This window comes from Leclercia sp. M50 (genome assembly GCF_037150775.1).
Taxonomy (GTDB): Bacteria; Pseudomonadota; Gammaproteobacteria; order Enterobacterales; family Enterobacteriaceae; genus Enterobacter.
On record NZ_JBBCPK010000042.1, the window covers coordinates 19,133 to 38,104 of the forward strand.

The 18,972-nt window shown below is 55.9% G+C and carries 17 protein-coding genes and 2 pseudogenes; 11 read left to right on the forward strand and 8 right to left on the reverse strand.

Annotated elements, in window-relative coordinates:
* Nucleotides 1-5: 5 nt before the first annotated feature.
* From ansA to WFM46_RS12145, 3 genes are all read left to right on the forward strand, one after another.
* A complete protein-coding gene (gene ansA, locus WFM46_RS12135) occupies nucleotides 6-1,022 on the forward strand; it encodes an asparaginase (RefSeq protein ID WP_103179260.1) in 1,017 nt (338 codons plus the stop codon).
* 9 nt (nucleotides 1,023-1,031) lie between these two features.
* Nucleotides 1,032-1,673, forward strand: a complete 642-nt coding sequence (pncA, locus tag WFM46_RS12140; protein WP_103179259.1) for a bifunctional nicotinamidase/pyrazinamidase — start codon at nucleotides 1,032-1,034, stop codon at nucleotides 1,671-1,673.
* Nucleotides 1,674-2,077: 404 nt separating this feature from the next.
* Nucleotides 2,078-3,334, forward strand: a complete 1,257-nt coding sequence (locus WFM46_RS12145) for a glycoside hydrolase family 18 protein (RefSeq protein WP_336997700.1) — start codon at nucleotides 2,078-2,080, stop codon at nucleotides 3,332-3,334.
* Nucleotides 3,335-3,380: 46 nt separating this feature from the next.
* Here WFM46_RS12145 and WFM46_RS12150 read toward each other — a convergent pair whose 3' ends face one another.
* The gene (locus tag WFM46_RS12150; RefSeq protein WP_103179257.1) at nucleotides 3,381-3,659 is read right to left on the reverse strand and encodes a YeaC family protein; all 279 of its coding nucleotides are present in this window, start codon (nucleotides 3,657-3,659) and stop codon (nucleotides 3,381-3,383) included.
* 42 nt (nucleotides 3,660-3,701) lie between these two features.
* Complete coding sequence (gene msrB / locus WFM46_RS12155; protein WP_336997701.1) at nucleotides 3,702-4,115, reverse strand: peptide-methionine (R)-S-oxide reductase MsrB; 414 nt, start codon at nucleotides 4,113-4,115, stop codon at nucleotides 3,702-3,704.
* A 341-nt stretch (nucleotides 4,116-4,456) separates the two neighbouring features.
* Here msrB and gapA point away from each other — a divergent pair, with 341 nt between their 5' ends.
* Together gapA and WFM46_RS12165 are read left to right on the forward strand one after the other, a co-directional pair.
* Nucleotides 4,457-5,452 (forward strand): glyceraldehyde-3-phosphate dehydrogenase, encoded by a 996-nt coding sequence (gene gapA, locus WFM46_RS12160; protein WP_103179255.1) that lies wholly within the window; start codon nucleotides 4,457-4,459, stop codon nucleotides 5,450-5,452.
* A 73-nt stretch (nucleotides 5,453-5,525) separates the two neighbouring features.
* The gene (locus tag WFM46_RS12165; RefSeq protein ID WP_103179254.1) at nucleotides 5,526-6,410 is read left to right on the forward strand and encodes a D-hexose-6-phosphate mutarotase; all 885 of its coding nucleotides are present in this window, start codon (nucleotides 5,526-5,528) and stop codon (nucleotides 6,408-6,410) included.
* Between the two features lie 46 nt (nucleotides 6,411-6,456).
* On the opposite strand, the gene WFM46_RS12170 is transcribed toward WFM46_RS12165, so the two are convergent.
* Together WFM46_RS12170 and WFM46_RS12175 are read right to left on the reverse strand one after the other, a co-directional pair.
* Nucleotides 6,457-7,311 (reverse strand): aldo/keto reductase, encoded by an 855-nt coding sequence (locus WFM46_RS12170; protein WP_336997702.1) that lies wholly within the window; start codon nucleotides 7,309-7,311, stop codon nucleotides 6,457-6,459.
* A gap of 90 nt (nucleotides 7,312-7,401) precedes the next feature.
* Nucleotides 7,402-8,148 carry a MipA/OmpV family protein gene (locus tag WFM46_RS12175; RefSeq protein WP_336997703.1) on the reverse strand — a complete coding sequence of 249 codons (747 nt, stop codon included), beginning with the start codon at nucleotides 8,146-8,148 and terminating at the stop codon, nucleotides 7,402-7,404.
* A 434-nt stretch (nucleotides 8,149-8,582) separates the two neighbouring features.
* Between WFM46_RS12175 and yeaG the strand changes: the two genes are divergently transcribed.
* Both yeaG and WFM46_RS12185 read left to right on the forward strand, forming a co-directional pair.
* Nucleotides 8,583-10,517 carry a protein kinase YeaG gene (gene yeaG / locus WFM46_RS12180; protein WP_103179251.1) on the forward strand — a complete coding sequence of 645 codons (1,935 nt, stop codon included), beginning with the start codon at nucleotides 8,583-8,585 and terminating at the stop codon, nucleotides 10,515-10,517.
* A 126-nt stretch (nucleotides 10,518-10,643) separates the two neighbouring features.
* Nucleotides 10,644-11,927 carry a YeaH/YhbH family protein gene (locus tag WFM46_RS12185; RefSeq protein WP_103823926.1) on the forward strand — a complete coding sequence of 428 codons (1,284 nt, stop codon included), beginning with the start codon at nucleotides 10,644-10,646 and terminating at the stop codon, nucleotides 11,925-11,927.
* A 44-nt stretch (nucleotides 11,928-11,971) separates the two neighbouring features.
* On the opposite strand, the pseudogene WFM46_RS12190 reads toward WFM46_RS12185, so the two are convergent.
* A pseudogene (locus WFM46_RS12190) lies at nucleotides 11,972-14,010 on the reverse strand (TonB-dependent copper receptor).
* A 392-nt stretch (nucleotides 14,011-14,402) separates the two neighbouring features.
* Between WFM46_RS12190 and WFM46_RS12195 the strand changes: the two are divergent.
* The gene (locus WFM46_RS12195; RefSeq protein WP_103179249.1) at nucleotides 14,403-14,849 is read left to right on the forward strand and encodes a DUF441 domain-containing protein; all 447 of its coding nucleotides are present in this window, start codon (nucleotides 14,403-14,405) and stop codon (nucleotides 14,847-14,849) included.
* Here WFM46_RS12195 and WFM46_RS12200 read toward each other — a convergent pair.
* A complete protein-coding gene (locus WFM46_RS12200) occupies nucleotides 14,833-15,624 on the reverse strand; it encodes an AraC family transcriptional regulator (protein WP_103179248.1) in 792 nt (263 codons plus the stop codon). The genes WFM46_RS12195 and WFM46_RS12200 overlap by 17 nt on opposite strands.
* A 96-nt stretch (nucleotides 15,625-15,720) precedes the next feature.
* Between WFM46_RS12200 and WFM46_RS12205 the strand changes: the two genes are divergently transcribed.
* Nucleotides 15,721-16,908, forward strand: a complete 1,188-nt coding sequence (locus WFM46_RS12205; protein WP_180209305.1) for a CynX/NimT family MFS transporter — start codon at nucleotides 15,721-15,723, stop codon at nucleotides 16,906-16,908.
* A gap of 10 nt (nucleotides 16,909-16,918) precedes the next feature.
* On the opposite strand, the gene WFM46_RS12210 is transcribed toward WFM46_RS12205, so the two are convergent.
* On the reverse strand, nucleotides 16,919-17,629 hold the full coding sequence (locus WFM46_RS12210; RefSeq protein WP_263950939.1) for a CTP synthase C-terminal region-related (seleno)protein: 711 nt from the start codon (nucleotides 17,627-17,629) through the stop codon (nucleotides 16,919-16,921).
* A 173-nt stretch (nucleotides 17,630-17,802) separates the two neighbouring features.
* Between WFM46_RS12210 and WFM46_RS12215 the strand changes: the two genes are divergently transcribed.
* Nucleotides 17,803-18,147: a DUF488 domain-containing protein gene (locus WFM46_RS12215; protein WP_336997704.1), complete on the forward strand. Its 345-nt coding sequence runs from the start codon at nucleotides 17,803-17,805 to the stop codon at nucleotides 18,145-18,147.
* Nucleotide 18,148: 1 nt separating this feature from the next.
* Here WFM46_RS12215 and WFM46_RS12220 read toward each other — a convergent pair whose 3' ends face one another.
* Nucleotides 18,149-18,454, reverse strand: a complete 306-nt coding sequence (locus tag WFM46_RS12220; protein WP_103179244.1) for a hypothetical protein — start codon at nucleotides 18,452-18,454, stop codon at nucleotides 18,149-18,151.
* Between the two features lie 348 nt (nucleotides 18,455-18,802).
* On the opposite strand from WFM46_RS12220, the pseudogene WFM46_RS12225 reads away from it, so the two are divergent.
* Nucleotides 18,803-18,972, forward strand: a pseudogene (locus WFM46_RS12225) (diguanylate cyclase); the annotation flags it as partial.

Below are 18,972 nucleotides of genomic sequence, written 5' to 3' on the forward strand. Positions count from 1 at the left end.
ACATCATGCAAAAGAAATCAATTTATGTGGCCTATACCGGCGGCACCATCGGTATGCAGCGTTCGGAAAATGGCTACATCCCGGTATCCGGCCATCTGCAGCGCCAGCTGGCGTTAATGCCTGAATTCCATCGCCCGGAGATGCCGGACTTCACCATTCACGAATATGATCCGCTGATGGACTCTTCCGACATGACCCCGGAAGACTGGCAGCACATTGCCGACGACATTAAAGCGCATTACGACGACTACGACGGCTTTGTGATCCTGCACGGCACCGACACCATGGCGTTTACCGCCTCGGCGCTCTCCTTCATGCTGGAAAACCTCAGCAAGCCGGTGATCGTCACCGGATCGCAGATCCCGCTGGCGGAGTTGCGTTCCGACGGGCAGATCAACCTGCTTAACTCCCTGTACGTGGCGGCCAATTTCCCGATCAACGAAGTGAGCCTGTTCTTCAATAACCGGCTCTACCGCGGAAACCGCACCACAAAGGCCCACGCCGACGGCTTTGATGCTTTTGCCTCACCGAACCTCACGCCACTGCTGGAAGCGGGTATTCATATTCGCCGCCTCGGTACGCCTCCGGCGCCGCACACCTCCGGCGAGCTGGTGGTCCATCCGATCACCCCGCAGCCCATTGGCGTGGTGACGATCTACCCGGGTATCTCCGCCGAGGTGGTGCGTAACTTCCTCCGTCAGCCGGTGAAAGCGCTTATCCTGCGCTCCTACGGCGTGGGTAACGCCCCGCAGAACGGCGAGTTCCTGAAAGAGCTTCAGGAGGCGAGCAGCCGTGGGATCGTGGTGGTGAACCTGACCCAGTGCATGTCCGGTAAGGTAAATATGGGCGGCTATGCCACCGGTAACGCCCTGGCGCAAGCGGGGGTAGTGAGCGGATTCGATATGACGGTCGAGGCCACGCTGACTAAACTTCACTACTTACTCAGTCAGGATCTGGATGTGCAGGCGATCCGCACCGCGATGATGCAAAACCTGCGTGGCGAACTGACGCCAGACGAATAAGGAGTTCCTATGAAGCAACGAGCCCTGTTACTGGTCGATTTACAGAATGATTTTTGCGCGGGCGGCGCGCTGGCGGTGGCCGAAGGCGACAGTACGGTAGACGTCGCCAACGAACTGATTGCGTGGTGTAAGGCGCGCGGTGAAGCGGTGGTTGCCAGCCAGGACTGGCACCCGGCGGATCACGGCAGTTTTGCCAGCCAGCATGACGTTGAGCCCTTTACCGAGGGCGAACTGGACGGCCTGCCGCAGACCTTCTGGCCCGATCACTGCGTGCAGCATACCGAAGGCGCAGAGCTGCATCCCCTGCTTAACAGCAAAGCCATTGACGCGGTGTTCCAGAAGGGTGAAAACCCTGACATCGACAGCTATAGCGCCTTTTTCGACAATGGGCACCGACAAAAAACGGGGCTGGATCAGTGGCTGCGCCATCACGAAATTGTGGAGCTGATTGTGATGGGGCTGGCGACGGACTACTGCGTAAAATTTACCGTGCTGGACGCGTTGCAGCTGGGTTACCGGGTGAACGTCATTACCGACGGTTGTCGCGGGGTGAATATCCAGCGCCAGGACAGCGCCCAGGCGTTTATGGATATGGCGGCGGAAGGTGCGACGCTGTATACGCTGGCGGACTGGCAGGAGACGCAGGCCTGATAGCCTTGTGCCGGGTGGCGGCTACGCCTTACCCGGCCTACAAAACCCCCAAGCCCGTGCAAGCGCCAGCGCCACCGGGCAAAACCCGCCACTCGTAGGCCCGTGCAAGCGCCAGCGCCGCCGGGCAAAACCCCGTCACCTGTAGGCCCGTGCAAGCGCCAGCGCCGCCGGGCAAAACCCCGCCAACTGTAGGCCCGTGCAAGCGCCAGCGCCGCCGGGCAAAACCCCGCCAACCGTAGGCCCGTGCAAGCGCAGCGCCACCGGGCATAATTCTCATTAAGTCTCATAAAGTGAACTGCCTCGCACTCTCAGCGAGACGGCAATGTTATTCTTTTTTAGCACTTTTTTCGCCACGCCCTTACGTGGCGTGCTTTTTTTACCGTCAAAATTGAAGAGGAATTGCTATGAAACGTTTGCCTTTGCTGGCAGCTTTACCCCTGCTTTGCGCATCCATTGCTTCCGCCAGTTCGCTGATGTCCGTCGGCTATTTTAACGGTGGCGGCGACGTCACTGCCGGGCCGGGCGGGGATATCAATAAACTCGATGTTCGCCAGATCACCCACCTGAACTACTCCTTTGGTCTGATCTATAACGACGAGAAAGACGAAACCAATCCGGCCTTAAAAGACCCCGCTAAACTGCATCAAATCTGGTTATCTCCTAAGGTTGAAGCCGATCTGGCTTTGCTCCCTGTCCTGCGTAAACAGAACCCTGCCCTTAAGGTGCTCCTCTCTGTCGGCGGCTGGGGGGCTCGTGGCTTCTCGGGCGCGGCATCCACCCCGGAGACCCGCGCGGTGTTTATCCGCTCCGCACAGGCGATCGTAGAGAAATATGGCCTCGACGGGATCGATCTCGACTGGGAGTTTCCGGTTAACGGCGCATGGGGGCTGGTCGCCAGCAAGCCAGAAGACCGGGCTAACTTTACCGCCCTGCTGAAAGAGCTGCGTAGCGCGTTCGGGGATAAAAAACTGGTGACCATCGCGGTGGGCGCCAACGCCGAGAGCCCAAAAAGCTGGGTGGATGTGAAGGCAGTGGCGCCCCTGCTCGATTACATCAACCTGATGACCTACGACATGGCGTATGGCACCCAGTATTTTAACGCCAACCTCTATGACTCCAGCGCCTGGCCGACCGTTGCCGCCGCGGATAAATATAGCGTCGACTTTGTGGTGAACAACTATCTGGCCGCCGGGCTGAAGCCACAGCAGATGAATCTCGGTATCGGCTTCTATGGTCGCGTGCCGAAACGCGCCGTCGAGCCGGGTATCGACTGGAGCAAACCGGACGCGCAGAAAAATCCCGCGACCCAGCCCTACTTCAGCGCACAGCAGATCGCCCTGTTCAAATCACTGGGCTACGATCTGACCAAAGATACCTACGTGAAATACAACGACATTGTGAAGACGTTTTTAAACGATCCGCAGAAACGGTTTACCGAACAGTGGGACGATGAGGCGAAAGTACCGTGGCTGTCGGTGAAGTCCGATAACGGCAATCCGCTGTTTGCCCTGTCGTATGAAAACCCGCGCTCGGTGGCGATCAAAGCCGAGTATATCAAAGAGAAAGGTCTGGCCGGGGCCATGTTCTGGGAGTACGGGGCGGATAATAACAACCAGCTGGCGAAGCAGCTGGCCGAGTCGCTGGGGATAAAACACCCGTAACGTTAAACAGGCCCGGTGAGCCATCACCGGGCTGCAATGGTTTTGATTACTGGACTTTCAGCGTCGCAATCGGCTTCGGTGCAATACCAAAATCTTCCTTCAGCTGCTGCTTACTTTTCATCACCATCTGGCCCTGGGTGTCGATGGTCATATGCTGCGCTTCGGTGTTATTGCGCGCCTGCCAGAGCATCACCAGCTGCAGGCAATTCTCTTTCTGCTCCGGGGTCAGGGCCACGCCATCGGCCCATTTGCCCAGCTCTACCGCCGTGACCAGACGCTGATACACTTCCGGCGTCATGCCATTGATCATCTCTTCAATATTCATGTTAAATCGGGCTCCGAAGGAATAATTTGCTGAATCGATTTTTCAGCCTTTCGTCTGGTCGCCATTCTCGTCGTCGGTGAAGCTTAAGGAGGCGGAATTGACGCAAAAACGCTCGCCTGTCGGCTGTGGGCCATCCGGGAAGACGTGACCGAGATGGGCGTCACAGTTTCCGCAGCGGATCTCGATGCGCTCCATACCGTGGCTGAGGTCCTTCAGATAGCGAATAGCCTCTTCACTGACCGGTTCATAGAAGCTTGGCCAGCCACAGCCAGAATCGTATTTACTCTGGGAGTTAAACAGCGCAGCGTCACAGACCAGGCAGTGGTAAACACCATCCCTTTTGTTATGCAGCAGACGCCCGGTGAATGGCGGTTCCGTCCCGTGATTTTGCGTCACGTAGAACTGCATTTCGGTGAGGTTTTTTTTCAGTTCATCGGGGTTATGTTGATTCGACATAGGCTTACATCTCGCAGTTGAAACAGACAACTTTTACTGTCGATTCTAACAAAACATTAACACTGAAGTATGAACTTTTGATCTAAACTTACTCGTTGCGCAGAGGCGGTCAGACAAATGTGATCTACTCCACGTTTTTATGTGGGCAGCCCTTTAAAATTCCGTGCGCAGGCCCCATATGGGTGCAAGCTCCAAGGGAATGTGAGGTAGGTCAATCGAGCAAAGCTAATGCTAAGGATTGATTTGTCGCAATGATTGACACGATTCCGCTTGACGCTGCGTAAGGTTTTTGTAATTTTACACGCAACCTTTTATTCACTAACAAATAGCTGGTGGAATATATGACTATCAAAGTAGGTATCAACGGTTTTGGCCGTATCGGCCGTATTGTTTTCCGTGCTGCGCAGGAACGTTCTGACATCGAAATCGTTGGCATCAACGATCTGTTAGACGCTGAGTACATGGCATACATGCTGAAGTACGACTCAACTCACGGTCGTTTCAACGGCACCGTTGAAGTGAAAGACGGCCACCTGGTTGTTAATGGCAAAACCATCCGTGTTACTGCTGAAAAAGACCCAGCTAACCTGAAATGGAACGAAATCGGTGTTGACGTTGTTGCTGAAGCAACCGGTATCTTCCTGACCGACGAAACTGCGCGTAAGCACATCACCGCTGGCGCGAAAAAAGTTGTTCTGACCGGTCCTTCCAAAGACAACACCCCAATGTTCGTTCGTGGTGCTAACTTCGAAACTTACGCTGGCCAGGACATCGTTTCTAACGCATCCTGCACCACCAACTGCCTGGCACCGCTGGCAAAAGTTATCAACGACAACTTCGGCATCGTCGAAGGTCTGATGACTACTGTTCACGCAACCACCGCGACTCAGAAAACCGTTGACGGCCCGTCTCACAAAGACTGGCGCGGCGGCCGCGGCGCAGCTCAGAACATCATCCCATCTTCTACCGGCGCAGCTAAAGCTGTAGGTAAAGTTCTGCCAGAACTGAACGGCAAACTGACTGGTATGGCGTTCCGCGTTCCAACTCCAAACGTATCTGTTGTTGACCTGACCGTTCGTCTGGAAAAAGCAGCAAGCTACGAAGAAATCAAGAAAGCAATCAAAGCGGCTTCTGAAGGCCCAATGAAAGGCGTTCTGGGTTACACCGAAGACGACGTTGTTTCTACCGATTTCAACGGCGAAGTGTGCACTTCCGTGTTCGATGCTAAAGCAGGTATCGCACTGAACGACAACTTCGTGAAACTGGTTTCCTGGTACGACAACGAAACCGGCTACTCTAACAAAGTTCTGGACCTGATCGCTCACATCTCCAAATAAGTGAGATGAGAAATTGATCCAAAAAGGCGACCCTGGTCGCCTTTTTTTTGCTTTAAAGACAGAGGATTGCGTAATGATTAAAACAATTTTTGCACTTCCGGTAGTCGAACAGCTTACCCCTGTGCTTTCCCGCCGTCAGATTGACGATGTTGAAGTGATCGTAGTTGACCATCCGCAGGTTCAGGCTTCTGTTGCCCTGCACGGCGCGCACCTGCTCTCCTGGCAGCCGGAAGGTGAAATGGAAGCGCTGTGGCTAAGCGATAACACCTCTTTCAAAAAAGGGGCCGCTATTCGCGGCGGCGTACCAATCTGCTGGCCGTGGTTTGGCCCGGCGGCGCAGGAGGGTCTGCCGTCGCACGGTTTTGCCCGCAACCTGCCGTGGACGCTGAAAGCCCACAACGAAGATGAGTCCGGCGTGGTGTTAACCTTTGAACTGCAGAGCGATGACGAAACGCGCAAACTCTGGCCGCACGACTTCACTCTCTATGCCCGCTTTAAGCTGGGTAAAACCTGCGAGATCGAACTGGAAGCGCACGGTGAATTTGAAACCACTTCCGCCCTGCACACTTACTTCAACGTCGGCGATATCGCTGCCGTCACCGTGAACGGCCTTGGCGATACCTTTATCGACAAAGTGGATAATGCGAAAGAAGGCCGACTGACCGACGGCGCGCAAACCTTCCCGGATCGTACCGACCGCGTCTATCTGAACCCGGAAGCGTGCAGCGTTATCGAAGATACCTCCCTGAACCGCGCCATTGAAGTAATTCATCACCACCACAGCAACGTGGTTGGCTGGAACCCTGGCCCGGCGCTGTCAGTCAGCATGGGCGATATGCCGGATGACGGTTATAAAACCTTTGTCTGCGTAGAGACCGCCTGCGTCAGCGAACCGCAAAAAGCGACGGAAGAGAAACCGACCCGTCTGGGACAAACCATTCACATTGTGAAGCGTTAATGCCCTGCCCTTGCCCTCTCCATGCTGAGAGGGCATGACGCACACTTCACACCACGTCTAATGCCGTTTTGTTTTTCGGCGCCGGGAAGGCGGCATCCAGCTTCTGTAACGCCTCTGCTGAGAGGGTAATACCCAGCGCGCCCGCGTTCTCTTCCACATGCATGATTGATGACGCCTTCGGGATCGCCATCACCCCTGGGTGACCGATCACCCACGCCAGAAGCACCTGGGCCGCCGTGGCGTTGTACTCTTTGGCAATCGCATTGACCACCGGGTGATTCATCAGCCCGGCGCGCAGTCGCCCGGCCTGCGCCAGCGGGCAATAGGCCATCACCGGCATCTGCTGTTGCTGGCACCAGGGCAACAGATCATATTCGATACCGCGTGAGGCCAGATGGTAGAGCACCTGATCGGTGGCGCAGGCCTGCCCGCCCGGCACCTGTCCCAGCTCCTGCATATCCGCATAATCAAGGTTCGAGACGCCCCAGCGGCCAATTTTGCCCTGCTGTTGCAGCGTCTCCATCAGTTCGACAGTCTCTGCCAGAGAATAATTTCCCCGCCAGTGCAGCAGATAGAGGTCAATATGATCGGTGCCCAGACGGCGCAGGCTGGCTTCGCAGGCGGCAATCCCTTTTTTGCCACCGGCATTCCACGGGTAGACTTTGGAGACCAGAAAGACCTTATCGCGCTGGCCTTTGATTGCCTCGCCAACCACCTCTTCCGCCCCGCCCTCGGCATACATCTCGGCGGTATCGATCAGGGTCAGCCCCCGCTCAATGCCTGCCCGTAAGGCATCGCTCTCCTGGCGGCGCTGGCTTGCCTTTTCACCCATATACCAGGTGCCCTGACCGATGGCCGGAAGCACCCTGTTGTCGCCAAAGTTGACGGTTTTTTCGCTCATAATACGCTCCTGTTTGTCTGCACCACCCTAAAACAAACGGGGCCCGAGGGCCCCGTTATGATGCACAAATTGCGCAGTACAAATGCACAATCAGAAACTGTAGGTCACACCCACCGACATCAGACCGGTCCACGATTTATCAACCATCGGGCTGTCTTTCACCTCATCGCTGAGACGGGTATAGCGGCCGGTACCGTAGACGTTCCAGTCCGTGGCGAATTTATAGCTGGCCGTCAGCTCCAGGTACGGTTGCCAGCTGTCGTCTGCATCGTAGCTGCGCAGGCCGCTGCGTCGTGCTTCCTTACGGGAAACGCCATAATAGTAGTCGTTGTAGTTGTCGCTGTTGTACTCCATACCGATACCCGGTGTCAGGGTCAGACCACCGTTGTTATAGCGATACAACCACGCCAGATCCCAGATATAACCATTGCTGTTGTCGAGCGTGTCGCCTGCCAGCGCGGTACGCAGGAAACCGTACTGCGTGTTATGTACCCAGGAAATCCCCGCCATCATGGTGCTTTTACGCTTGTCCAGCTGGCGCAGCTGACGGTTGTCACTGTCGCCCGGCTTGAAGTGCGTCGGGTCGTAATAAGCCATGATGGAGAGTTTGTCGGTCTGGTCGTTCCACAGATAGTAGCCACCGCCCAGCCCACGGAACCAGAAGTTATCGCCTTCATAGGTGATAACCGGAACCGGGTAGAAATCACGATCGTACTGTTTATAAGGGCTATTGATTACGCCGACACCAGCACCAATTGACCACTGATTCTCCGCGTATGCTGTACTCACTGAGGTGGCAACGATAATCCCCAGTGCCAGAAGTTTGAGTTTGGTCACAATCCATTCTTTCCTGTAGTCAAATAATCAGCGAGTGAAGTGTAACCGTCATCCCCCCCATTGCTCAAAATTTTTTGTCTGCTAATCAATTTGATTAACAGAATATTTTGTTTGCGGCAGATGACGAAACGCTGTCACGCGCATTACCGTTCAGTGAAATAAGTGTGTTTGACGTTTAAGATTTGGCTATTTTTTTGGATGAGTTATTGATATGTCATTGAAATTAGTTTTGGCATACATGCAAGTTTTGCAAATGCCATCTACGCTTAATTTTAAGAAGCTGAATACCTGATCACCCCGCAGTTTCAGCCGCCCGACCTGGCACACGGGTTGCTGCTCTGGCAGTGAGGTGCAACGGATCCCGCTTCCGGGAGCCTCTACTATTCATATGAACGGCTCTTTTCCTGTGCTAAAAAACGAAAGGACGGCATGCCATGAATATATTCGATCACTATCGCCAGCGTTATGAAGCTGCCAAGGACGAAGAGTTCACACTGCAGGAGTTTCTTACCATCTGCCGGCAAGATCGCAGTGCTTATGCCAATGCGGCGGAACGACTATTGATGGCTATCGGTGAGCCAAATATGGTTGATACCGCCCAGGAGCCACGGCTTTCCCGTCTGTTTTCGAATCGGGTCGTCGCCCGATATCCTGCGTTTGAAGAATTTTACGGCATGGAAGATGCCATCGAGCAGATTGTCTCTTATCTGAAACATGCTGCTCAGGGTCTGGAAGAGAAGAAACAGATTTTGTATCTGTTGGGTCCCGTTGGCGGCGGTAAATCCTCGCTGGCCGAGCGGCTGAAATCGTTGATGCAGCGCGTACCTATCTACGTCCTGAGCGCCAACGGTGAACGCAGCCCGGTAAACGACCATCCGCTGTGCCTGTTTAACCCGCAGGAAGATGCGCAGATACTGGATAAGGAGTACGGCATCCCTCGCCGCTATCTCGGGACGATCATGTCGCCGTGGGCAGCGAAACGCCTGCATGAATTTGGCGGTGATATCACTAAATTCCGCGTGGTGAAAGTATGGCCATCCATTCTGGAGCAGATTGCGATTGCCAAAACTGAACCGGGTGATGAGAACAACCAGGATATCTCTGCGCTGGTAGGTAAAGTGGATATCCGTAAACTGGAAAACCACGCGCAAAACGATCCTGACGCATACGGCTATTCCGGTGCGCTGTGCCGCGCCAACCAGGGGATTATGGAATTCGTCGAGATGTTTAAAGCGCCGATTAAGGTGCTGCATCCACTGTTGACGGCAACCCAGGAAGGTAACTACAACGGGACGGAAGGTATTTCCGCCCTGCCGTTTAACGGCATTATCCTGGCGCACTCCAACGAATCTGAATGGGTTCAGTTCAGAAACAATAAAAACAACGAGGCGTTCCTTGACCGTGTTTACATTGTCAAAGTGCCTTACTGCCTGCGGATCTCCGAAGAGATCAAGATTTACGAAAAACTGCTTAACCACAGTGAGCTGGTTCATGCCCCTTGTGCCCCGGGGACCCTGGAGACGCTGTCGCGCTTCTCAATCCTGTCGCGCCTGAAAGAGCCAGAAAACTCCAGCATTTACTCGAAAATGCGTGTTTACGACGGTGAAAGCCTGAAAGATACCGACCCGAAAGCGAAATCCTATCAGGAGTATCGTGACTACGCCGGTGTCGATGAAGGGATGAACGGTCTCTCCACGCGTTTCGCGTTCAAAATCCTCTCCCGTGTGTTCAACTTTGACCACACCGAAGTGGCCGCTAACCCGGTACACCTCTTCTACGTGCTGGAGCAGCAGATTGAACGTGAACAGTTCCCGCAGGAACAGGCTGAACGTTACCTGGAGTTCCTGAAAGGCTATCTGATCCCGAAATATGCCGAGTTTATTGGCAAAGAGATCCAGACCGCCTATCTGGAATCTTACTCCGAGTATGGACAGAACATTTTTGACCGCTACGTCACCTATGCCGATTTCTGGATCCAGGATCAGGAGTACCGCGACCCGGATACCGGCCAGCTGTTTGACCGCGAGTCACTGAATGCGGAACTGGAAAAAATCGAGAAGCCTGCCGGGATCAGTAACCCGAAAGACTTCCGTAACGAGATCGTCAACTTCGTGCTGCGCGCCAGAGCGAACTTCAGCGGACGGAATCCAAACTGGACCAGCTACGAAAAACTGCGCACCGTTATTGAGAAGAAAATGTTCTCCAATACCGAGGAGCTGTTGCCGGTCATTTCGTTCAATGCCAAAACCTCAACCGACGAGCAGAAAAAGCACGACGATTTTGTCGACCGCATGATGGAGAAAGGTTACACCCGCAAACAGGTTCGCCTGCTCTGCGAATGGTACCTGCGCGTGCGTAAGTCGTCTTAACAGCCCAAAAAGCCCGGCGGCGTGTGGTTTGCCGGGCCTACAACAATGTTCCGTAGGCCGGATAAGCGTCAGCGCTGTCCGGCACTTACGGGCACTGAAAGTTGGCAAATGCAGTACGGGGGGCATATGACCTGGTTTATTGACCGGCGTCTTAACGGCAAAAACAAGAGCACGGTGAATCGCCAGCGCTTCTTGCGTCGTTATAAAGCGCAAATCAAACAGTCGATCTCCGAGGCCATTAACAAGCGTTCGGTGACCGACGTAGACAGCGGGGAGTCCGTCTCTATCCCGACGGATGATATTAGCGAACCGATGTTCCATCAGGGGCGCGGTGGTTTGCGCCATCGCGTACATCCCGGTAATGACCATTTTGTCCAGAATGACCGTATTGAGCGTCCACAGGGGGGCGGCGGTGGCGGCGGCAGTGGTCAGGGCCAGGCCAGCCAGGACGGTGAAGGTCAGGACGAATTTGTGTTTCAGATCTCCAAGGATGAGTACCTGGATCTGCTGTTTGAGGATTTGGCCCTGCCGAATCTGAAGAAGAACCAGCATCGTCAGTTGAACGAATACAAAACCCACCGGGCCGGTTTTACCGCCAACGGCGTGCCGGCAAATATCAGCGTGGTGCGTTCGCTGCAGAACTCACTGGCGCGCCGTACCGCCATGACCGCGGGCAAACGGCGTGAACTGCGCGAGCTGGAAGCAAGCCTGGATATTGTGGCGAAAAGCGAGCCAGCGCAGCTGCTGGAAGAGGAGCGTTTACGCAAAGAGATCGCCGAACTGCGCGCCAAAATCGAGCGTGTGCCGTTTATCGACACCTTTGACCTGCGTTACAAGAACTATGAAAAGCGTCCTGAGCCTTCAAGCCAGGCGGTGATGTTCTGCCTGATGGACGTTTCCGGCTCGATGGATCAGGCTACCAAAGATATGGCCAAACGCTTTTATATTCTGCTCTATCTCTTCCTGAGCCGAACCTATAAGAACGTGGAAGTGGTCTATATTCGCCATCATACCCAGGCCAAGGAGGTGGATGAGCATGAGTTCTTCTACTCACAGGAGACGGGGGGGACTATCGTTTCCAGTGCCCTGAAGCTGATGGATGAGGTGGTGAAAGAGCGTTACGACCCGGCGCAGTGGAACATCTATGCTGCTCAGGCGTCGGACGGTGATAACTGGGCAGACGATTCGCCGCTGTGCCATGAAATTCTGGCGAAAAAACTGCTGCCGGTTGTGCGTTACTACAGCTATATTGAGATCACCCGCCGCGCTCACCAGACGCTGTGGCGTGAGTATGAACATCTGCAAAGCACGTTTGATAACTTCGCGATGCAGCACATTCGCGACCAGGACGATATCTATCCGGTATTCAGAGAGCTTTTCCATAAGCAATCTGCCACCAGCAACAGTTAACGCCACCGCCGGTCATTGACCGGCGGTTTTACGTTAGCTTTCTGTCAGAACGTAACGTTCATTTTTGCCCACACGGTCCGACCCGGTTCATTGACCGGCGTGTCGGAGGAGTAGCCAAAGCTGCTGTTCCCCGCCAGGTTAAGATGTTCGCTGTAGTTTTTGTCCAGCAGGTTATCGACCCCACTGCTCAGCTTCAGGTAGTTATTCACCTTCCATGCCGCGTTGGCGGAGAGAATGGCAAAGCCAGCGCTCTGATCGAAATCTTTGCCGACCACGTTACCTTCGTTCATCGCCACCCGATGCTGCGGGCTCACCATGCGCAGCAGGCCGGTTGAACTCCAGTCGCCCTGCTCCCACGTGAGGCCAAGACGCGCCTCCAGCGGCGGCATTTGCGGCAGCGGCTGGTGGTCGTCCGTGTTCTCCCCCCAGGAGTAGTTAAGGGTAGCGTCGGTTTTCCACTGATCGCTCAGCTGATAGGAGGCGCCCATCTCCCCACCCATAATGGTGGCATCCACGTTGTCGGCCTGGCTGACGTGGGAATCGTCCGGATCGTAGCTAAACAGAATAAAGTCGTTGATGCGCCCGACATAGGCGGAGATCCACCCGGTGGTACGCTCGCCTTTATACTGGGCGCCGACGTCAAGCTGGGTGGTTTGCTCTGGTTTGAGATTATCAAAGACATCCGAGGTGCCGTCCGGGCCATAGGTGGGCGAAAAAAGCTCCCAGTAATCGGGGAATCGTTCGGTATAACCGAGCCCGGCGTAGACCATCGCCGGTGCCGCGCCCAGATTATGCTCCACGCGCAGGAAGCCCGCCGGAGGGTATCCTCGCGGCTGTCGCTGCCGATGCCGGTATAGTTATCCACTTCGACCTTATCCAGACGCGCGCCGCCAATCACTTTACTCAGATCGGTCGCATTCCACGTCAGCTCGCCGAACGCGCCATAATCGTGAAAACGTGCATCTTCCTGCCAGCCTTTGTCCTCATCATCTTCATTGCTGCGATGGGTGTTGGTCTGCATATCCAGCCCGCTTTGCAGCTGGAAATCTGACCATAGCCAGGTCCCCAACATCCTGCCGCCGACGGTGCGACGATCGACCTGTTTTTCCATCGGCATCGACATATCCATCGATCCCATCGGCATGCCGTTCATGGAGCCGGAATCCGGGGTCCCGGGGGAGCGCATGGAGTAGTTGTCCATGATGTGGTTGGCGTAGTTGTAATAGGCACTCATCTCCAGGGAATCGAAAATGTCGCCGATATTCTCTTTCTTAAAGCGCAGGCCCAGGCTTTCGCGCTTGAACTGGGATCCGTCCATGCCGCGCCCGGCATAGCTTGCGTCGCCATCCCCCTGGCCGGCGGTGAGTTCCAGTAACGTATCCGCATCCGGTGTCCAGCCGATGGCCAGATCGGTGTTCCACTTGTCCCATTTCGAGGCCACGCGATCGCCGTTACCGTCTTTGTAGTCGCCCGCTTTCGATTTATTGCCGTTGAGGCGTACATAGCCCGTGTCGTTACCGAAGCTGACGTCGGCATTTTCATCGAAGCGGTCATTCGAAGCGGCGAGAAAGCTGGCGTCGCCCTTGATGCCGGCGCTGTCAAAACGGGGCGGTTCACGTTCGAAGCGCACCGTTCCGGCGGAGTTTCCCGGCCCCCAGAGCACGGTTTCCGGCCCTTTGGTGACCGTCAGCAGATCGTAGCTTTCCGGCGAGATGTATGAGCTTGGCGCATCCATTCGCGACGGACAGGCGCCGAGCATTTCACTGTCGTTGGTCAGCAGGCGCAGACGCGAACCAAACATGCCGCGAAATACCGGATCGCCATTACTGCCGCCATTACGGATCTGGCTAAAGCCGGGGATGGTTTTGAGGTAATCCGAGCCGTCGCTGGCCGGCACCGGCTGGCGCGGGGTTTTGGGCGACGTGACCACTTCAAGTGGAGAAAGAACCGGTGCCGTCACGGTGATCACATCCTGATCGTTCACCGGTGCTGTGCTGATAGTCCCCGCGGCAAGCGCTGCGCCGGAAAAGGCGGTGAGCAGCGCCAGAGCCAGAGGATGGGGGGGAAACGTAAATTTTTTCATTGCTGTGCCTGATTGAAGAGTGGCGTGGTGTACCGCTGCGAAACCGAATCCTTTCGATAACGAAAGCGCTTAACGAGCAGGCACATAAACTACGTAAAGTTTGCCGAAGGGGGTAAACCGGAACAACGTTGCGTGAGGAGAATAAGAGCGGTAGAAAAAAGTTGAAAATTGTCATGTTGTTGGTTTTGCTGATACTCAACGCCAGCAGCGAATATTCAAAATAACGCCATTTTTTCCCGGCTGAACCGCCTGTCCGTGGCCTTAATCCGCACCGTCTCTCCACTTCAGGCAATCGCCCAAATCACACTCTTTTTTGCACAAAACCCTTTTTACCGGCACGCGAGCACGTAAAGTAAGCAGGCTTACTTTTCTATTTTGGCAAGGAATACGCTATGTTTGACCCTACCCTGCTCATTCTTCTGGGCCTGGCCGCGCTGGGCTTTATCAGCCATAACACCACGGTCGCAATATCAATTCTGGTTCTGATCATCGTTCGCGTGACGCCGCTTAGCGGTTTTTTCCCGTGGATTGAAAAACAGGGGCTGACCGTGGGGATCATCATCCTGACCATCGGGGTGATGGCCCCCATTGCCAGCGGCACTTTACCGGCCTCTACGCTTATCCATGCCTTTATGAACTGGAAATCGTTGATCGCCATTGCCGTGGGGGTATTTGTCTCCTGGCTTGGCGGTCGCGGCGTTACGCTGATGAGCTCCCAGCCCACGCTGGTCGCGGGCCTGCTGGTGGGTACGGTGCTGGGCGTGGCGCTCTTCCGCGGCGTCCCGGTCGGCCCGCTGATCGCCGCCGGGCTGGTGTCGTTGTTTATCGGGAAGTCGTAGCGAGGCTGGCGACATACCGGGCCGGGGTCTGGCCCAGCCCCTTTTTGAACATCGTGATAAACGCCGTGGTGGAGTCATAACCCAGGTTTTGCGCCACCTGCTGCACCGACTGCCCGCTAATGAGCCCTTGCAGGGCGACAATCAGCTGGAGCTGATGCCGCCAGCGGCGAAAGCTGAGCCCGGTTTCGCTGACCACCAGCCGGGCGAGATTGCGCTCACTCATCGCAAAATGGCGCGCCCACTGGTGCAGCGTCTGCCAGGCGGCAGGCGATTCGGCCATGGTGTCACTCATCAGGCGGATTTTGGGGTGCGTGGATACAGGGAGCTGCAGCTGCTCCTGGGGCTGTCGGGGCAGCTCATCAAACAGCACCTGCACCAGCCGCCGGGTGGCAGGCTCCTGCTCAGCGGGGCTGCGCTCCGCCAGGGTCAGGATCAACTCCCGCACCAGAGGTGAGATTTTCAGGGTGCAGCAGCGGTCCGGCATCGATACCGCGCCGGGTTCAATAAACAAAAAGCAGAGGCGGGCGCTGGGCGTGGCCTTATTGCTGTGCGGCAGCAGGCCGGGGATCCAGACGGCGAACTGCGGGGGCACCATCCACATGGCATTTTCCACCTCGCAGGTAATGGCTCCGTGCAGGGCGAGAATCAGCTGGCCTTTGCGGTGCTGGTGGAACGGAATGCGTTGCTCATCTTCCACCACGCGTACATGAAACGCCACCGCAGGATCGTGCTGGCTGTCGGGATCGTATCCCGCAAGGCCGAGTCCAGGCATCATTTTGTCCGATATTAGCGATAATCTGTCATTTTAGCTTGATTTCAACCACGGTGAAAATGCGTATCCTGTAGCCTCATTTCGACGTAAGAGATTCCCATGACCCTTGCCCTTTCTGCTACCGGCAAACAGCGAGCGCTGTTGATTGCCGGGATCCTGATGATTGCCACCTCACTGCGGGTGACCTTTACCGGTGCAGCGCCGCTGCTGGATGCTATTCGTACAGATTATGCCCTGACCACCGCCCAGACCGGGCTGCTTACCACCCTTCCCCTGCTGGCCTTTGCGCTGATTTCGCCGCTGGCGGCCGGCCTCGCCCGGCGCATCGGGATGGAGCGCAGCCTCTTTATCGCCCTGCTGCTGATCATCGCCGGGATTGCCCTGCGTTCGCTTCCCTCTTCGGCATTGCTGTTTGGCGGCACCGCCATCATTGGCTGCGGTATTGCGCTGGGCAACGTCCTGCTGCCGGGGCTGATCAAACGCGATTTCCCCGGCCAGGTGGCGAAACTTACCGGGGCGTACTCCCTGACCATGGGAGCTGCCGCCGCGCTGGGCTCGGCGCTGGTGGTGCCGGTTGCCCTGAGCGGCGCGGGCTGGCACGGCGCGCTGTTAATGCTGATGGTATTTCCTCTGCTGGCCCTGCTGCTGTGGCTCCCGCAATGGCGTCAGCGCCCTGCCGGCACCCTGAGCGGCGCCCGCGCCCTGCACAGCCGGGGCATCTGGCGTTCCGCACTGGCCTGGCAGGTGACGCTGTTTCTGGGGATTAACTCGCTGATTTACTATGTGATTATTGGCTGGCTTCCGGCGATCCTGCAGAGTCACGGATACAGCGAAACCGAGGCGGGTTCCCTGCACGGGCTGTTACAGCTGGCGACCGCGGCACCGGGAATTGTCGTGCCGCTGATCCTGCTTCGCCTGAAAGATCAGCGCGGTATCGCCGGACTGGCGGCGATGATGTGTGCGGTAAGTGCTGCCGGGCTGTGGTTTATGCCGACGATGGCGGTGATGTGGACGCTGATTTTTGGCTTTGGCTCCGGTGCGACGATGATCCTCGGCCTGACGTTTATTGGCCTGCGCGCCAGTTCGGCTCATCAGGCGGCAGCCCTTTCCGGGATGGCGCAATCGGTCGGCTATCTGCTTGCCGCCTGTGGCCCGCCGCTGATGGGTAAAATCCATGATACCAACGGCGACTGGCGGATCCCGCTGCTGGCCTGTGCGCTGGTGTCAGTCATCATGGCCGTGTGCGGGATCCTTGCCGGGCGTGACCGGGAGATCACACCCGGCTAAGCCCTTTTATTCAGTAACTCTGTGCCGCGCGAAGCAGCGCCTGCACCAGCGGCGCAGGACGCCCTGCAAGGGCAGCGCGCTCGTGCTGGAACAGCGTCGCCACGAAGAATGGATGGGTGACCAACTCTACGGCACGGATCTCCCCCTGCGCGTCCCAGCCGGTGACGCGCATATCGCCCTTCTCCAGCTCCTGCGCAAATTCAGGCGAAACGCCATAATTGCAGCGATATTCTTCCTCGATCTCCTCCTGACCATAGGCTTTAGCAATCAGGGTGTTAGCGCGTAGTTCAATGGTATCGGCGACCTCCACCAGCGAGCAGGTCAGGGGGGCAATGACCATTCGCCCTGCGGTATCGGTTTCTGCGTGGGCGGCATCCTGCCAGCCAAGAACGTTACGCGCATATTCAATGAGCGCATGCTGGAATCCGCCGCAGGTGCCCAGAAACGGCACGCTGTTCTCCCGGGCATACCGCGCCGCAATGAACGCAGCGTCAGCATTTTTATAGGGACTTGCAGGAACCAGCCAGATCGCGTCGTAGCCGACCAGGTCTTCCGGGCTGGTTAATTCGGTGGTGGCCAGCCAGTCGTAGTCGGCGGTAATGTCCAGCACCGCGGCGGCATCATCAATGGCGAGAGGAATCGCCTGGTGAGCCGGTACGTCATGATTGTAGTCGCCGACCAGCGCAATTCGGAGGGTATCTTTTTGGGCAGAGAGTTCCATACAGTGATCCTTATGCCAGATAAATATCAGATAACATAAGGCGCGTCAGACTACCGATCTTTCGTTGATATCACAACACCTTAAAATAAGTGGGCAAAAGCGGAAAGCCAACCTGTGATAGCGTTACGATCGTGACCGCCAGCACCGCGTCACCCGGATTAAGGAGCAAGAGAATGATTCAGTGCAAACGACTGTATGACGAGGCAAGCCAGGACGATGGCTACCGTATCCTGGTGGATAGACTCTGGCCGCGGGGCATGAAAAAGGAGGCGTTAGCGTACGATGAGTGGTGTAAGACGCTGGCGCCTTCCAATGGACTGCGCAAGGACTTTCACAGTGAGACCATCGATTTCGCCAGTTTCAGCAAACTTTATCGTCAGGAGCTGGCCTTGCAGGAAGATGAGGGGCGGCGCATTGCCCGTCTGGCAGACAACCAGCCCGTGACGCTGCTCTACGGCGCGAAAGAGCGGGAGCAAAATCACGCGCTGGTGTTAGCCGACTGGCTGCGTAAGCTGTAATTCAGTCCAGCATCAGCGCGTCGAGAGTTTCAGGCGCCTCTTCAGGAGTGAGCGGCATCAGGTGTTCCGGGCGAACAAAGGCAAAACCGTGCTGGTTATCCACCGACCAGACATCACCGGTCACCAGCCACAGGGGACGTTCTGCCCCTCGCGGCAGCTCGGTCACCACGCCGTTGACCGGGTTTAAAAAACGCTGCCCCGGCTGACAGAGGCTAAACAGCTCCACAGATTTACCAATATTGCGACGACCTGCTGGCGTGCGGGCGCCGATAACCATCGCCAGGCTGCCCGGATTTAACTGGAACATACTTCCTCGTGCTGGATACTGAGAGTTTAAGAATTATCTTAGCAAAGTTTATCCCAGCCGGTCTGCCCTGTCACCAGGGGAGGCGGTTAATCTTTCTCCATGATTTCTTCATTCTGCCAACATCTTTCCTCGCTATAGTGCCATCGTTCTCGCAAAGACCAGAGAACATCATTCCGTAATCAAGCTGTTATTTTCCCCGGCCCTGCGCCGGGGCTTTTTCCGGCCAGAATGTGCCCTTCCTCGCCTGAATATATGAAATGTTGTTGATTCATGTTTTACTATCCGCCGTCAATCTTTGAGCAAATCAGACAGGTACAGAGATCCTCTGTAAGGGAGTTGAGCAGCGTCATGTCGGATATTATTCTTGCCCGTGTTTCAGAAACGCTCAGCACTGAGCAATCACTTGAGGGCCTGGTGCGTCAGCTGCTCGAAATGCTTGAGATAGTGACGGACATGGAGTCCACCTACCTTACCAAAATTGATATCAACGCCCGTCTGCAGCATATTCTCTACGCCAG

Bases quoted from the DNA above. Each gene is read 5' to 3' on its own strand.
- ansA (WP_103179260.1), top strand. From the start codon at position 6: ATGCAAAAGAAATCAATTTATGTGGCCTATACCGGCGGCACCATCGGT.
- pncA (WP_103179259.1), top strand. From the start codon at position 1,032: ATGAAGCAACGAGCCCTGTTACTGGTCGATTTACAGAATGATTTTTGC.
- WFM46_RS12145 (WP_336997700.1), top strand. From the start codon at position 2,078: ATGAAACGTTTGCCTTTGCTGGCAGCTTTACCCCTGCTTTGCGCATCC.
- WFM46_RS12150 (WP_103179257.1), bottom strand. From the start codon at position 3,659: ATGAATATTGAAGAGATGATCAATGGCATGACGCCGGAAGTGTATCAG.
- msrB (WP_336997701.1), bottom strand. From the start codon at position 4,115: ATGTCGAATCAACATAACCCCGATGAACTGAAAAAAAACCTCACCGAA.
- gapA (WP_103179255.1), top strand. From the start codon at position 4,457: ATGACTATCAAAGTAGGTATCAACGGTTTTGGCCGTATCGGCCGTATT.
- WFM46_RS12165 (WP_103179254.1), top strand. From the start codon at position 5,526: ATGATTAAAACAATTTTTGCACTTCCGGTAGTCGAACAGCTTACCCCT.
- WFM46_RS12170 (WP_336997702.1), bottom strand. From the start codon at position 7,311: ATGAGCGAAAAAACCGTCAACTTTGGCGACAACAGGGTGCTTCCGGCC.
- yeaG (WP_103179251.1), top strand. From the start codon at position 8,583: ATGAATATATTCGATCACTATCGCCAGCGTTATGAAGCTGCCAAGGAC.
- WFM46_RS12185 (WP_103823926.1), top strand. From the start codon at position 10,644: ATGACCTGGTTTATTGACCGGCGTCTTAACGGCAAAAACAAGAGCACG.
- WFM46_RS12195 (WP_103179249.1), top strand. From the start codon at position 14,403: ATGTTTGACCCTACCCTGCTCATTCTTCTGGGCCTGGCCGCGCTGGGC.
- WFM46_RS12200 (WP_103179248.1), bottom strand. From the start codon at position 15,624: ATGATGCCTGGACTCGGCCTTGCGGGATACGATCCCGACAGCCAGCAC.
- WFM46_RS12205 (WP_180209305.1), top strand. From the start codon at position 15,721: ATGACCCTTGCCCTTTCTGCTACCGGCAAACAGCGAGCGCTGTTGATT.
- WFM46_RS12210 (WP_263950939.1), bottom strand. From the start codon at position 17,629: ATGGAACTCTCTGCCCAAAAAGATACCCTCCGAATTGCGCTGGTCGGC.
- WFM46_RS12215 (WP_336997704.1), top strand. From the start codon at position 17,803: ATGATTCAGTGCAAACGACTGTATGACGAGGCAAGCCAGGACGATGGC.
- WFM46_RS12220 (WP_103179244.1), bottom strand. From the start codon at position 18,454: ATGTTCCAGTTAAATCCGGGCAGCCTGGCGATGGTTATCGGCGCCCGC.